This window comes from Pseudomonas sp. FG6, from assembly GCF_057809015.1.
Window position 1 is genome coordinate 1 of sequence record NZ_JBMDJD010000008.1, and the last position, 13,988, is coordinate 13,988.

Below are 13,988 nucleotides of genomic sequence, written 5' to 3' on the forward strand. Positions count from 1 at the left end.
GAGAAACTGGCCTCGTGAAACCTTAACTGGTGTCCAGAATTACTTGACCAGTTCAGCTTGCTCGCGATAGCGGTGTATCAGTCGACATCATCATTGAATGTCCCGCCGCCATCGCGAGCAAGCTCGCTCCCACAGGGGGCGGCAGTGCAGGACTCATGGCGAAATTACTACTTTAGTACCGGTTTTCCTGTCTATGGTCGCATTCACAAGGCTTCGACCCTGACATGTAATGGGGCCATAACAAAAAGGATAAATCCTATGCCCCGTTTACTGGCGATCGTCCTGCTGGGCCTGGCGCTGAATGTCGCGCAGGCCGACTCTGCGTTGTTTTCCGCGCAGGGCTATCGCATTACCCAGTACCGCAGCCCGACGCCCGCCACCGTGGACGGCGCGCAAACCCTCGACACCGAGGCCTTGCAGCACCTGCTCAAGCAAACACCCTCGCCGATCCTCATCGATGTCTACCGCCGACCCTGGCTGCAGGGACGCTTCATCGACAACGAGCCCCACGCCAACCTCCCCGGCAGCCTGTGGCTGGCCAATACCGGCGACGGCGAGCTGGACTCGACCTGGCAGCACTACTTCACCGATCACCTGCGCCGGGCCACCGCCGGGCAAGCGGAGCGACCGCTGGTCTTTTACTGCCGCTCCGATTGCTGGTTGAGCTGGAACGCGGTAAAACGCGCCGCTGCCATGGGCTATAAGCATTTGTATTGGTATCGCGATGGCCTCGATGCCTGGGAAGCGGCCAACCTTCCCCTGCAAGCGGCCCGCCCCGAACCCTTTCCCTGATTCTGCAAGAAATGCGTGCAACCGCTGCGCTCCACACGACAATAACGAGGTGAATGGCCATGTATAAAATTCTGATAGCCGACGATCACCCACTGTTTCGCGAAGCCATCCACAACGTCATCAGTGACGGTTTTCCGGGAAGCGAGGTCATGGAAACCGCCGACCTGGACAGTGCCTTGGCGTTGACCGGCGAGCACGACGACCTGGACCTGATCCTGCTGGACCTGAACATGCCCGGCATGCATGGCCTCAATGGCCTGATCAACCTGCGCAACGAGGCGCCGACCATCCCCGTGGTGATCGTTTCTGCCGAGCAGGACAAGCAGGTGGTGTTGCAGGCGATCACTTACGGCGCGGTCGGGTTCATCACCAAATCCTCGCCGCGCTCACAAATGACCGAGGCCATCGAGCAGATCCTCAACGGCAACGTGTACCTGCCGCCGGATATCATCCGCACGCAAAAGAACCCGGTGGGACGGCGCATGAGTGAGACCCCGGCCTTCCCTCCCGAACTGCTCCAGGCCCTGACCCGCAAGCAATTGCTGGTACTCGAACGCATGACCAAGGGCGAATCGAACAAGCAGATTGCCTACACGCTGGACATCGCCGAAACCACGGTCAAGGCCCACGTCTCGGCGATCCTGCGCAAACTCAACGTGCACAACCGGGTGCAGGCGATTCTCAGTGCCGGGGATATCGACTTTGGCGCTTATTTGCGGCGTTGAATCCTAATCTTTGTGGGAGCAAGGCTTGCCCGCGATGAGGCCATAAGCTCCGAAACCTCATCGTCTGTGTCGCGAGCAAGCTTTGCTCCCACAACTCCCTCGCCACAACAGTGCTCGACTTAGTGGTTGCGGGTTTGGCCCAACAAATGACTCATCGCAATCTTCAGCTTCATCGGCCGCACCGGTTTGTGCATCAAGGTGTGGCCGCGTTCGCGGATCTGCTGCTTGAGTTCGTTGCTGTAGTTGGCGGTGATCATCATCGCCGGGATCGGTGACGCGCGACGGGCGTTGATCCGGGCCACGGCGTCCACGCCATTCTGCTCGTTATCGAGGTGGTAATCGGCAATCAGCAGGTCTGCTTCGGCGTGGTAGTTGTCCACCTGGCGCGCCAGGTCCTGCTCTGACAATGCGGTCACCACGCAACAGCCCCAGCCTTCGAGCAACGTGCGCATGCCGGCACAGATCGCCGCGTCGTTATCCAGCACCCAGACCCGTGCACCGCGCAATCGCTCCAGCATCGGTTCACTCATGTCCAGGCACGGCAGCGGTTTCGGCGCGGTGGCGCTGAGCGGAACTTCGATGGCGAACATCGACCCCTTGCCCGGCCAGGAGCGCACCTGGATGCGATGGCCGAGGATCCCGGCGATTTTCTCGACAATTGCCAGCCCCAGGCCCAACCCGCGGTCCTGGTTCGGACGCTGCACGTCGCCGCGCTTGAACTCCTGGAAGATTTCTTCAAGACGGTCCTCGGCAATGCCGATGCCGCTGTCCCAGACCTGCACCGACACGCTCTGGCGATGCCGTCGACAGCCCAACACCACGCGCCCGCTGGGGGTGTAGCGAATCGCGTTGGTCAGCAGGTTGCGCAGGATTCGCGCCAGCAATTGCATGTCGCTGCGCACCAGCACCGAACAGCCGACAAAGTGCAACGCCAGCCCTTCACTGCGGGCCACTTGGGCGTATTCGGCCGCCAGGTTGCCAAGCAGCTCGCTGAGGGCGAACGGCGCGACATCGGCCTTGATCACCCCGGCGTCGAGCTTGGAGATGTCCACCAGGGTGCCGAGCAGGTTCTCGACATCCTGCAGCGAATTGCTGACGTTGCGCACCAGTTGCGCGTTCGCGACCGGTTCGCGACGTTCGAGCAAGGCGCTGGTGAACAACCGGGCCGCGTTGAGCGGTTGCAGCAAGTCATGGCTGACCGCCGCGAGGAATTTGGTCTTGGACAGGTTGGCCTGTTCGGCTTCGCGCTTGGCCTCGCGCAGGCGCAATTCCGCCCGGCTGCGCTCGTCGATCTCGCGCAGCAACTGGTCGTTGAGGGAGGTCAGTTCAGCGGTGCGCTCCTGAACCCGCTGCTCCAGGTTCTGGTAGGCCTGGTGCAGCGCCTCGGCGGTGCGGCGGCGCTCGGTGATGTCGCGGATCAACACGAAGATCCCTACCACCTCGCCATTGGCCAGTCGGTTGGGCACATAGGAGCGCAACATGTAGCGCTCCTGGTTGTTGATGTTGGTCTCGGCGAACTCGAACGTCACGCTTTCCCCGGCCAAGGCCCGTGCCACATAGGCCTCCAGGCGCTGGTAATGCTGCTCGCTGTGGGCTTCGCGCAGGCTCTGGCCGAGCATTACGCCACGGGGCCAGCAGTACCATTGCTCGTAGACCTTGTTGGTGAACTCGTAGACCAGGTCGGCGTTGAGGTAGGCGATCAACGCCGGCACATGGTCGGTGATCAGGCGAATCCAGCGTTCGCTCTCGCTCAACGCCTCGGCATGCTGGTAGCGTTCGGTAATGTCGGTGAAGGTGTTCACGTAGCCGCCGGTGGGCAACGGGTGGGTGCGAATCTCCAGCACCCGGCCATCCGACAGGCGCTGCTCGCATTCGTGGATCAAGCGACCGTTGCGATCGCGACTGGCCGGGGTCAGCAGTTGCAACTCGCTGTCGGCGATCACTTCGTTGAACGGCCGATGGGCCGCCACCGGCGCCAGGCCGCTGAGCTCCAGGAACCGGCGGTTCCACAACTCCAGCACGCCCTGGGCGTTGACCATCGCCACGCCCTGGGACAGGTTGTCCACGGCCCGTTGCAACAGGTGCGACTTCTGCGCGATGGCCTGCTCGCGGCGCACGGTTTCACTGAGCTTGACGTCGGTGATGTCGGTGAACAGGATCACCCGCCCGCCTTCCTGGGTCGGTCGCTCGCTGACTTGCAGCCAGCGGCCGTTCTGCAACCGATACAACACCGGCTCATCCGGTTGCCCCCGGTTTTCCTCACTGAACAAGCCATTGGCGGTCATCAGGTGCTTGACCTGGGACAGCCGCATGCCGGCAATGATGCGCACCCGGCTGTGGGCCCAGAACGCCTTGAAGCGGCTGTTGAACAGCACGATGCGTTGCTGGGCGTCGAACAGCACGAAGGCATCGGAAATGCTTTCGATGGCATCGATCAGGTGCTGGTGGGCGGTTTCTGCCCGCAGCCGCGCTTCGCCCAACAAGTGGTTACCGGCCTTGAGCTCGGCCATGGCCTGGTTCAAGGCATCCGTGCGCTCGCGCACCTGCTCGGCCAGCACCACCGAGTGCTGGAACGCCGCATACGGGTCATTGCCTCGGGTCGCACCCGACTCGACCCGCTCGATCAGCGCCTCGTTGATGCGCCGCAACTTGCGGTTCTCGTGCTGCAGGCTGGCGACTTGCGCCTGCAACTCAGCGATGGCCGGGGACGCGATGTCGGGCAATGGCAACTCCGGTAAAGGTCTGGTTGATGTGCATGCCATTGAACTGTTCTCCATAGGTGTTGAACCCCATCACCCGTTGCTCGCGCAGGAACTGCCCGATCGGCTCCAGGCCACCGCAGCCTTCCAGCTCCAGGCGCCGCAGGAAGCAGTCGCAGCCGATGGTCAGCAGCAGGTCGCCGAGGCGTGTCCGCAAACCGTCGAACAGGTCTTGCAGGTTGTGCAGCAAGGGACCGGGCGTCATGGCCGTGAGGACGATGCCGTTCTCCACCGCGCAATAGAAACTCAGGCTCAGGTCCGGGTGCACCTGCTGCACGGCCCGCACGTAGTACTGGTCGTTGATGCGCACCGCCAGCGGATGGGCGGCGAAGACCCGGTAGTCGAGTGCACTCACCGGCACGCCGATGTGCCGGGCGTATTCCTCGGCGGCCGGTTCGGCGTTGAGCTCATAGACCCGTCGCGAGGCGCTGTCGGCGCCGGTCACCACCAGTTTTTCCTCGCGCGGCAGGATGTGATGGGTGGTGAACACTTCGAATTCGAGCCAGGTGTTGATCAGCAGAACCACGGCAGCACCGCTGTGGAACTGGCCTTCGAAGTAGACGTGGGTGTGGGTCAGGTAGTTGTCGTCACCGGCCGAACCGCCGAAATGCGGGATGTCTCCCAGTGCGGCGCTCAGGGCCGCCAGCACCATTTCCTCGCGGCTGGACAAACCATCGAGCAGGGTCAGCGCAAAACTGTGGCCCTTGATCGGCGCCAACGCATTGCTGCGGCAACCGCTCGCCAGGCGCTCGACCATTTGCTGGGCGTCGATGAGGCTGAAGTGCTCCATTTCGCCAATCAGCTCGGCGGCAATGGAAAAGTGCCGGTGGTCGAACCCCACCGCCGTCACACAGTTGCGCCCATAGCCTTGGGGGGTTATTTCCCCGGCGCTGGTGCAACCCACCAGGCGAATCCCGCCGAAACTCTGGGACAGCGCCTGGGCAAGGGCTGGCAAATTGTATTCGGCGGAACAGAAAAACAGCACGAAGCCCAGGTGCGGGTGCAACAACTGTCGCGCCAGCTCCTGGGCCACTTGCTGGACGTCGCCTGCCTGAGACATGGCGTTGACCACACCTTCGCTCTGGGCCTGCTGCATGTACGTCTCCGGCGGATGCGTGATAGGAGCCTTGAGTGTACGAAGCGGCACCGGGCCGACGAATGCTACTTGGGTAGCGGGTGGGCGCTTCCATGGGAGGAGAACAGTGGCGGCCCGGCCGCGATGCGCACGGCTGGGTCGCCACCAAAACTCAGTACTTTGTTTGGAATACTCTTGTGGCGAGGGAGCTTGCTCCCGCTCGACCGGTCCGACGCCTCGGGCGCAGCAGTCGTAAACCATGCACTGCGGTTGACTGGAGCAAGGCAAGGGCCTGCTGCGCAGGCCAGCGGGAGCAAGCTCCCTCGCCACGGGTATGCGGTGTTCTTTCTTACCAGGTCAAGACTGCCCCCACCGCAAAGGTATCGGTGTCTTCATTCTGGGCGCTGGTGTCGTGGCCGTTGATTTCGAACTGGTTGTACTCGGCCACCAGCTTGAGGTTGTCGTTGACGTCATGGAACAGCGCGATGCCACGGGTTTCATAGTCGGCGCCGCTGCCCACCACGCCGTTGCCGTCGTCATCGGTCTTGCCGTAGGACAGCGCCAGGCGGTTCTTGCCCAACTTGTAGGAGCCTTGCAACAGATAGCCCTTGCTGTCGACATTGCGCAGCGTGGCCTCGCCGGCGTTGTTGGTGAAGAACGGGTTGATGCCCTTGGCCTGGAAGCCGGAGCCGGTGAGGGAGAAGCCGCCCATCTTGGCTTGCACGCCATACCCCAGCCCCTTGGAGGTGACCGATTCGACGGAAGAGTCGGTGTTCTCCGAGGTCTGGTAGCTGCCGTTGAGCCAGCTGTAGATCTTCGCGCCGCCCAGGTCGAACTGATAGGTGATCTCGCTCTCGGTGCGCGGGTTCTCCTGGTAGGCCTTGCCGGTGGCACTGCTGTCGTTGGTGTCCACCGGGTCCATGATCCCCACCGCCACCCGCAGCCCGTCCATGACCGGGGTGCGATAGGTGATCTGCGAGGTCGGGAACGGATACGGATAACCGCTGCCGATATTGCCGAACGAGACGCCGCCGCCGTCCACCAGCCCGAGGGTGTCACTGACCTGGCCATAACCGGCCAGCAATTCGTCGAGCAGGATGTTGGAACGGGCGAACAGCCCGAAGTCCTTGCCGATCAACACTTCGCCCCACGCCGGGTTGGCGACGGTGCCGTAGAACTGGCGCACATCGATGGCGGTGTCGGTGCCGTTGGTCTCGCTGTCGTTGATGGTCACCCAGAACGAGGCCCGGGCGCCGAGCTTGAGGTCATCGACCTGCTTGCTCATGTTGAAGCCCAGGTAGTTGGGCAAGAAGCCCATCTTCACCCGGGCCTGGCGACGGTCGTACTGATCCCCCGCCCGATCCACGTCGCTGTTGACGTAGAAGGCGTTGATGTAGCCGTCGGTGGAAAAGGTCGTCTGGTCCTTGTCGTACAGCATGATTTCGGCGTGGGCCAAGGGCGTCAGGCCGAGGGTCGAAAGGCCGGCGATGACCGCAGGCAAAAAACGTTGGCGGGTATTTTTATTGTTGTGCATAGCGCGCTCCGCAACAGGGGACGGGATGTCGGAGGCGATTATCGAAAGGCGCCAGGCCCCGTCATACGCTGCCTTGGAGGCGATTGGCGGCTGCTTTGGAAGCGCCGGCCCGGCGCGGCAGTTTGGGCGTAAGACTGCGAGGCCGACGGGCGCGAGACTTTGGGTGTGGGTCTGGGAGGATCAACTCATTGAGCAGTCATACCGCGTTGCCTGTTTTGGGGCTGTTACACAGCCCAGCGGGAGCAAACTCCCTCGCCACAACAGCTGGGTTGGACTTCATTTTCGAGTGCGGGTGCGCCCCCTGTGGCGAGGGAGCTTGCTCCCGCTGGCCTGCGCAGCAGGCCCCTCTGCGGTCTTTCAGAACCTCGGCTTGACGGTCTTCCACTCCGGCCGATAACGCTGCATCTGTCGCACGTCGTCGCGCTGGCGAATGCCGCAGCGCAGGAACTGTTCATGCAGCATGCCGAGTTGATCGCGGTCCAGTTCCAGCCCAAGGCCCGGCGCGCGGGTGATCTTCACGCAGCCGTCGACAATCGGCAGCTTGCCGCCCTTGATCACCTCTTCATCCGGCTCCTGCCAGGGGTAATGGGTGTCGCAGGCGTAGCCCAGGTTCGGGACTGCGGCCGCCACATGGGCCATCGCCATGAGGCTGATGCCCAGGTGGGAGTTCGAATGCATCGACACCCCCAGGCCAAAGGTGGCGCACATTTTCGCCAGCGCCTGGGTGTCGCGCAGGCCGCCCCAGTAATGGTGGTCGGCCAACACGATCTGCACACTGTTGAGCGCGACGCTACGGCGAAACTCCTCGAAATCGGTGACCACCATATTGGTCGCCAACGCCAGCCCGGTGCGTTTGTGCAGCTCGGCCATGCCCTCCAGCCCCGGCGTCGGGTCTTCGTAATATTGCAAATCATCCCCCAGCAGTTGCGCCATGCGGATGGAGGTGTCCAGGGACCAGTTGGCATTCGGGTCGATGCGCAACGGATAACCGGGAAAAGCCCGCTTCAACGCCTTGATGCACGCCACTTCGCGTTCCGGCTCCAGCGCCCCGGCCTTGAGCTTGATACTCTTGAAACCGTAGTCCTGGATCATGCGCCGGGCCTGGGCGACGATCTGCTCCTCGTTGAGCGCTTCGCCCCAACTGTCCGGCGGATACGGCGAATCGATGTGCTCGGCATACTTGAAAAACAGGTACGCACTGAACGGCACTTGATCGCGAATCGCACCGCCCAACAGGTCCACCAGCGGGACGTTCAGGTAGCGCGCCTGCAAGTCCAGACACGCCACTTCGAACGCCGAGTAGGCATTGCTCACGGCCTTGCTCGCATGGGAGCCCGGCGCCAGTTCCGCACCGCTGGCACCGGCCGGTTTCTGCGCGGCGACGGTGGCCTCGACGAGGGTCCGCAACCGGTTGAGGTTGAACGGGTCCAGGCCGATCAGTTGGTTTTGCAGTTGCTGCTGGATCGCCAGGGCCGGCGCATCGCCATAGCTTTCGCCCAGGCCGATGTAACCGTTATCGCTTTCGATCTCGATGATCGAACGCAGCGCGAACGGCTCATGGATGCCGCTGGCGTTGAGCAGCGGTGGATCGCGAAAGGCAATGGGGGTGACGGTGACGCGTTTGATCTTCATACAGCGGCTCCCGATGGGCCAGGGTTCAAGGCTTTGGTTGTTTGCGGCGCGGCTTGTTCGGTCACCGCTTCAGGTCGACCGGAGACGGAACTGGGCGTGTCGCACCGTGGTGTGAGGCGGGGTGTCGTGCGAGCGAAGAAGATCACCACGGCGGCGATCAGCGAGGTGATGGCCAGCCCATACAGGCCGCCTTCGATGGAGCCCGTGGTCTGCTCCAGGAATCCGAAGGCCGTGGGCGCGACGAAGCCGCCGAGGTTGCCGATGGAGTTGATCAGCGCGATCACCGCCGCCGCGATGCGCGCGTCCAGATAGCCCTGGGGAATCGGCCAGAACAGCGCCGACGCGGCCTTGAAACCGATCGCCGCAAAACAGATCGCCACGAAGGCGAAGACCGGCCCGCCGGTGGTGGAAATGAACATGCCGAACGCGGCAATCACCAGCGTCACCGCCACCCAGGCCTGCTGGAATTTCCAGCGGCCGGCCAGCGCGGCGAAACCGTACATGGCGACGATGGAAATGATCCATGGAATGGAGTTGAGCAAGCCGACCTGAAAGTCCCCCAACCCGCCCATTTTCTTGATCATGCTCGGCAACCAGAACGTCGCGCCGTAGATGGTCAGGGCGATGGAAAAATAGATGAAGCAAAACAGTGCGATCTGCCGGTCGGCCAGCAGCTTGAACACCGAGGGCTTGATCACTTGGGCGGCTTCCCTGGCCCGTTGTTCCTCGGCGATGGCGGCGATCAGCACGCTCTTCTCTTCGGCGCTCAACCATTTGGCCTGGCTTGGGTGCGATTGCAGCCAGAACCAGACAAACCCACACAGCACGATGGAGGCGAAACCTTCGATCAGGAACATCCATTGCCAGCCGTGCAGGCCCAGCCCGCTGACGTGCAGCAAAGCGCCGGACACCGGCCCGGAAATCACCGAGGCGATGGCTGAACCGCTGAGGAAGATCGCCATGGCCTTGCCGCGCTCGTTGGCCGGCAGCCACTGGGTGAAGTAGTAGATGATGCCGGGAAAGAACCCCGCCTCCGCCGCGCCGAGGATGAAGCGCAGTACATAGAAACTGGTTTCGCCGCGCACGAAGGCCATGGCCATCGCCGCCGCGCCCCAGGTGAACATGATGCGCGTCAGCCAGGCACGGGCGCCGTAGCGTTGCAGGAGCATGTTGGACGGCACTTCGAACAACGCGTAGCCAATGAAAAACAGCCCCGCGCCAAGCCCGTAGGCGGCAGCGCCGATGCCCAGGTCGGTTTCCAGGTGGCTGCGCACGAAGCCGATGTTGACCCGGTCGATGTAGTTGACGATGAACATCACCACCACCAGGGGCAGGACATGCCGTTTGACCTTGGCCGTCGCGAGCGCCAGGGTGCTGTCAGGGGTACAGGCCGATTGCTTGTTCAAGGGAGCCTCCCGATCATTGTTTTTGTGGGGAACGGGACGATCATGGACGCGGGCAATTGTTCCCGTCTAATCTAACTTGGCACTTGATTGATACCTGGATTGAATCAATGTTTGAACTGGCCCAACTGCGTTACTTCACCACGGTGGCAACCGAACTCAACTTTCGGCGTGCCGCCGAACGCCTGAACATGACCCAGCCGCCCTTGAGCCGGCAGATCCAGTTGCTGGAGCATCACCTCGGCGTCGAGCTGTTCACGCGCAGCACCCGCAGCGTGGCGCTCACAGCGGCCGGCCGGGCATTTTTCATCGAAGCGCAGAATCTGCTCGAACAAGCCCAACAAGCCGCCGTCGCCGCCCGGCGTTTCGCCCAGGGCGACATCGGCTCGGTCACCATCAGCTTCGTCGGCAGCGCGGTGTATGAGTTCTTGCCCAAGGTCATCGCCGAGGCGCGGCTGAAACAGCCCCAGGTGAAAATCGTCCTGGCGGAAATGAACACCTACCAACAGCACGAAGCACTGCGCGCCCGGCGCATCGACCTCGGCATTGTCCGCTCACCCTTGCTGGAAACCGGCTACGCCACCGAATGCCTGGTGCGCGAGCCGTTCGTGCTGGCGGTGCCGGCCGGCCACCCCTTGGCGAGCGCCGAGTCCGTCTGCGTCCAGGACCTGGACCAGCAACCGTTCCTCATGTATTCCCACTCCGCCTACCCGCCCTTCAACGAACTGCTCACCGGCATGCTCCGCTCGGCCCGGGTCGCGCCGCAATTCGTGCAATGGTTGGGGTCATCACTGACGATCCTGGCCCTGGTCAACGCCGGCATGGGCCTGGCGCTGGTGCCGCGCTGTGCCACCAGCGTGGTGTTCAAGCAGGTGGTGTTTCGCGAGATCGACCTGGACGAAGGGGTGCAGAGCGAATTGCACCTGGTATGGCGCGAAGACAATGACAACCCGGCGTTCAGCATGTTGCTGGAGGGGATTCGCGGGGCGGTTCGGGAGGGATGAAATGTGTGGCGAGGGAGCAAGCTCCCTCGCCACATTGCTAGACGCCCTTGAGCCCTGCGCCTGGGTGGTTTGCCCATCGGCTATTCCAGTCCAGCCCGACAAGTTGTACGATGACCGACGAGCACAATATCGCTCGCGTTCCTGATACCTACAACAACAAGGAAATCCCCATGAGAAAAACCACATTGGCCCTCGGCTTCCTGTGCCTGTTCGGCGGTTACGCCGCGACCGCGGCTGCCTCGGCCGAACAAGACGTGGCCCAGGCTGTCGACCATCTGACCCAGGCCATGCTGCACAAGGACATCCCACAACTTAACGCCCTGGCCGCCGAAAACCTCAGCTACGGCCATTCCAGCGGCAACATCCAGGACAAGAAAGCCTTCATCGCTGACATCGAAACCGGCAAGAGCGCGTTCAAGACCCTGGAGATGAAGAACCAGAAAATCACCCTCTCGGGAGATGTGGCGCTGGTGCGCAACCACTTCTCGGCGCAGGCAATCAAGGGCGCCGAGGTGGTTCCCACGGAAATCGAGAACTTCCAGATCTGGCAGAAGCAGAAAGATGGCAAGTGGCTGCTGATCGGTCGTCAGGCGTTTCGGTTCTGATGGTGATGTGAGGGCTGCTCCATGTCTGTGAGCGCTGCGCGCTCAAGCGGGAGCAAGCTCCCTCGCCACGGGGCGACTGCACCCCAGCGCCTTGCGCCGGGGTGCTCATGCACTTGCCTCAGAGCGTGTAGGAAATACCGGCCTGCACAGTGCGCGGTGCGCCCGGGTAAGCGTAGACCCCACCGAATGCGCCCTCTTCGTAATCAGCGTCGAACAGGTTCTTCAGGTCCAGGTTGAGACGAATCCGCTCGTTGACCTTGTAGTAGCCGAGCAGATCGACAACGGTGTAGCTGTCCATGGTGAACGTGCTGGCCGCGGTATTGCCGGCCCGCTCATCGACGTACTTCGTCCCCAGCCCCAGGCCGAGGCCCTTGAGGCCGCCGTCCTGGAACTCGTAGACGTTCAGCAGGCTGAAGCTGTTCCGGGGGACGTTGAGCAAACGGGTGCCGGTCGGGATGCTGATGTCCTTGGTCACCTCTGCATCCACATAGGCGTAACCACCGATCACGCGCCATTGCGGCGTCAGGTTGCCCGCCACGTTCAAGTCGAAACCTCGGCTGCGCACTTCACCGGCGGCCACGTTGAACGTCGAATCCAGCGGGTCAGGCGTGAGCACGTTGCGTTTCTCGATCTGATACACCGCAGCATCGACGCTCAGCTGGCGATCCAGGGCCTCCCACTTCACGCCCATTTCGTAGGACTTGCCCTCTTCCGGCTTGAACCCGCCACCCTGGCGACTGGCCCCGGTGTTGGGTTTGAACGAGCGCGCGGTGTTGGCATAGACCGCCACCGTGTCCGTCAAGTCGTAGCTCACCCCCAAGCGCGGAGTAACGGCATTTTCAGTGGTGTCCCAGTTCCGGCTGCCGGGCCGAGCCTGGGGGACGAACGTTTCGTACTCATGCTCGAAATGCTCGAAACGCGCGCCGGCCAAGACCTTCAGCCGCTCGGTCAGCGCCACCTGGTCCTGGACGAACACGCCGAGTGTCTTGAGGTTTTCCTGGTCATCGGTGGGCGTTCGGGTCAATGCCGGGCGCGCCTGGCCATACACCGGATCGAAGATATCGATCGGGTAAGCGCCGACGGCGCCGGAGGAGCGCTGGATGATGGACTGGTAGTCGTAGTCTTCATACTCGATACCGGTCAGCAACGTGTGTTCGAAACCTCCGGTGGAGAAATGCCCGGTGAGGTTGAGCTGGGTGTCCCGGTCGGTCCATTCCAGTTTGCGGTAGTTGAAGTTACGCCCCAGGGTGCGTCCGTCGGCGGCGATGCCGTTGCCTTCGACCGCATTGCCCTGCAGGGTACCGTCGAGCCATTGGGTGCCGCCGGCCAGGGTCCAGTCGTCGTTGAGCATGTGTTCGAAACGCACCTGCAGCAGGTTGTTGTCATTGTGCAACTTGCCGGCGTCTTTTTCGCCGAAGAAAGTGTCGCGGGACGCGGTGCCACGCTGGCCGGCGTAGTGGGTCAGGCCACGGTCCAGCGGCGCATTGTTGCGCATGAAATCGCCTTCGAAGATCAGGCGCGTGGTGTCGTTGACCTGCCAGCTCACCACAGGCGCTACGCCGTAGCGCTCGGTCTCGACGTGGTCGCGGAACGTGTCGCCGCCCTCGCCGATCACGTTCAGGCGGTAAGCCAGGCGTCCTTCGTCGTCCAACGGCCCGGAGGCGTCCAGCGTGCCGCGACGCAGCCCCTGGTCGCTGACCTGGCTGCCCAGGGTCACCGTGCGTTCGGCCAACGGTTGCTTGGACACCACGTTGAAGGTACCGCCCGGATCGCCACGGCCGTAGAGCATGGCGGCCGGACCGCGCAGCACTTCCAGGCGCTCGATGGTGTTGGCGTCGGGGGCGTTCGGGTAGCCACGGTTGACCGGGAAACCGTTGCGATAAAATTCGCCGGTGGTGAAACCGCGCACCGTGAAGGTGGTCAGGCCCTGGCCACCAAAATTGTTGCCGCGGCCCACGCCGCCGGCGTAATCGAGGGCGTCCTGCAAGCGGGTGGCGCTGAGGTCTTCTACGACGTCGCGCGAGACCACGGAGATCGACTGCGGGGTTTCATGGATGGCGGTGTCGGTACGCGTCGCACTGGCGGAACGGGTGGCGTGGTAGCCCTTCACCGGTCCCTGGGCTGTTTCATAGTCGGCGGTACCGACGATGTCCGTGGCTTGCAACTCCAGGGGCGCCGGGTCAGTGGCGATGGGCTGGACGGCCCAGGAGGAAACGGAATAAGCCTGGAGCACACACAGTGAAACGAGAATCCGACGCATCGATGCACAATCCTAATGAAAGAACACCGGCTGCTTTCGCGGCCGACAAGAATGAGTCGCGAAAGATACAGCAACTCATTGCTATTTGATATGCATTCCCATTAACGCCATTGATTTTTCGTCACGCCTCTATCGTGCCCAGGCACCACAAACCCGTGGCGAGGGCGCTTGCTCCCGCTCGGCTGCGCAGCAGTCGTAA

General features: G+C 62.5%; 10 protein-coding genes. 4 read left to right on the top strand and 6 right to left on the bottom strand.

Annotation, left to right across the window (positions count from 1 at the left end; genetic code table 11):
* Nucleotides 1-258 precede the first annotated feature (258 nt).
* Complete coding sequence (locus ACODSJ_RS07045) at nucleotides 259-792, top strand: PQQ-dependent catabolism-associated CXXCW motif protein (RefSeq protein ID WP_489101029.1); 534 nt, start codon at nucleotides 259-261, stop codon at nucleotides 790-792.
* Between the two features lie 59 nt (nucleotides 793-851).
* Nucleotides 852-1,517 carry a response regulator gene (locus ACODSJ_RS07050; RefSeq protein ID WP_489101030.1) on the top strand — a complete coding sequence of 222 codons (666 nt, stop codon included), beginning with the start codon at nucleotides 852-854 and terminating at the stop codon, nucleotides 1,515-1,517.
* A gap of 119 nt (nucleotides 1,518-1,636) precedes the next feature.
* On the opposite strand, the gene nahK is transcribed toward ACODSJ_RS07050, so the two are convergent.
* The 5 genes from nahK to ACODSJ_RS07075 all read right to left on the bottom strand — a co-directional run bounded on the left by nahK (nucleotide 1,637) and on the right by ACODSJ_RS07075 (nucleotide 9,833).
* Nucleotides 1,637-4,279 carry a hybrid sensor histidine kinase/response regulator NahK/ErcS' gene (gene nahK / locus ACODSJ_RS07055; RefSeq protein WP_489101031.1) on the bottom strand — a complete coding sequence of 881 codons (2,643 nt, stop codon included), beginning with the start codon at nucleotides 4,277-4,279 and terminating at the stop codon, nucleotides 1,637-1,639.
* Complete coding sequence (nosP, locus tag ACODSJ_RS07060; RefSeq protein WP_489101032.1) at nucleotides 4,209-5,372, bottom strand: nitric oxide-sensing protein NosP; 1,164 nt, start codon at nucleotides 5,370-5,372, stop codon at nucleotides 4,209-4,211. Before nosP ends, nahK begins: the two co-directional genes overlap by 71 nt.
* Before the next feature lie 328 nt (nucleotides 5,373-5,700).
* Nucleotides 5,701-6,885, bottom strand: coding sequence for a porin (locus tag ACODSJ_RS07065; protein WP_489101033.1), 1,185 nt, complete (start codon nucleotides 6,883-6,885; stop codon nucleotides 5,701-5,703).
* A 357-nt stretch (nucleotides 6,886-7,242) separates the two neighbouring features.
* A complete protein-coding gene (locus ACODSJ_RS07070) occupies nucleotides 7,243-8,517 on the bottom strand; it encodes a glucarate dehydratase family protein (protein ID WP_489101034.1) in 1,275 nt (424 codons plus the stop codon).
* On the bottom strand, nucleotides 8,514-9,833 hold the full coding sequence (locus tag ACODSJ_RS07075) for an MFS transporter (RefSeq protein WP_489101157.1): 1,320 nt from the start codon (nucleotides 9,831-9,833) through the stop codon (nucleotides 8,514-8,516). Before ACODSJ_RS07075 ends, ACODSJ_RS07070 begins: the two co-directional genes overlap by 4 nt.
* Before the next feature lie 197 nt (nucleotides 9,834-10,030).
* Between ACODSJ_RS07075 and ACODSJ_RS07080 the strand changes: the two genes are divergently transcribed.
* Both ACODSJ_RS07080 and ACODSJ_RS07085 read left to right on the top strand, forming a co-directional pair.
* On the top strand, nucleotides 10,031-10,924 hold the full coding sequence (locus ACODSJ_RS07080; protein ID WP_489101035.1) for a LysR family transcriptional regulator: 894 nt from the start codon (nucleotides 10,031-10,033) through the stop codon (nucleotides 10,922-10,924).
* A 170-nt stretch (nucleotides 10,925-11,094) separates the two neighbouring features.
* The gene (locus ACODSJ_RS07085; protein WP_489101036.1) at nucleotides 11,095-11,529 is read left to right on the top strand and encodes a nuclear transport factor 2 family protein; all 435 of its coding nucleotides are present in this window, start codon (nucleotides 11,095-11,097) and stop codon (nucleotides 11,527-11,529) included.
* A 118-nt stretch (nucleotides 11,530-11,647) separates the two neighbouring features.
* On the opposite strand, the gene ACODSJ_RS07090 is transcribed toward ACODSJ_RS07085, so the two are convergent.
* Nucleotides 11,648-13,789 (bottom strand): TonB-dependent siderophore receptor, encoded by a 2,142-nt coding sequence (locus ACODSJ_RS07090; protein WP_489101037.1) that lies wholly within the window; start codon nucleotides 13,787-13,789, stop codon nucleotides 11,648-11,650.
* Between the last annotated feature and the right edge of the window lie 199 nt (nucleotides 13,790-13,988).

Coding starts and splice junctions, on each gene's coding strand:
- ACODSJ_RS07080 (WP_489101035.1), top strand. CDS start 10,031: ATGTTTGAACTGGCCCAACTGCGTTACTTCACCACGGTGGCAACCGAA.
- ACODSJ_RS07085 (WP_489101036.1), top strand. CDS start 11,095: ATGAGAAAAACCACATTGGCCCTCGGCTTCCTGTGCCTGTTCGGCGGT.
- ACODSJ_RS07075 (WP_489101157.1), bottom strand. CDS start 9,833: ATGTTCATCGTCAACTACATCGACCGGGTCAACATCGGCTTCGTGCGC.
- ACODSJ_RS07090 (WP_489101037.1), bottom strand. CDS start 13,789: ATGCGTCGGATTCTCGTTTCACTGTGTGTGCTCCAGGCTTATTCCGTT.
- ACODSJ_RS07045 (WP_489101029.1), top strand. CDS start 259: ATGCCCCGTTTACTGGCGATCGTCCTGCTGGGCCTGGCGCTGAATGTC.
- nosP (WP_489101032.1), bottom strand. CDS start 5,372: ATGCAGCAGGCCCAGAGCGAAGGTGTGGTCAACGCCATGTCTCAGGCA.
- ACODSJ_RS07050 (WP_489101030.1), top strand. CDS start 852: ATGTATAAAATTCTGATAGCCGACGATCACCCACTGTTTCGCGAAGCC.
- nahK (WP_489101031.1), bottom strand. CDS start 4,279: ATGGCATGCACATCAACCAGACCTTTACCGGAGTTGCCATTGCCCGAC.
- ACODSJ_RS07065 (WP_489101033.1), bottom strand. CDS start 6,885: ATGCACAACAATAAAAATACCCGCCAACGTTTTTTGCCTGCGGTCATC.
- ACODSJ_RS07070 (WP_489101034.1), bottom strand. CDS start 8,517: ATGAAGATCAAACGCGTCACCGTCACCCCCATTGCCTTTCGCGATCCA.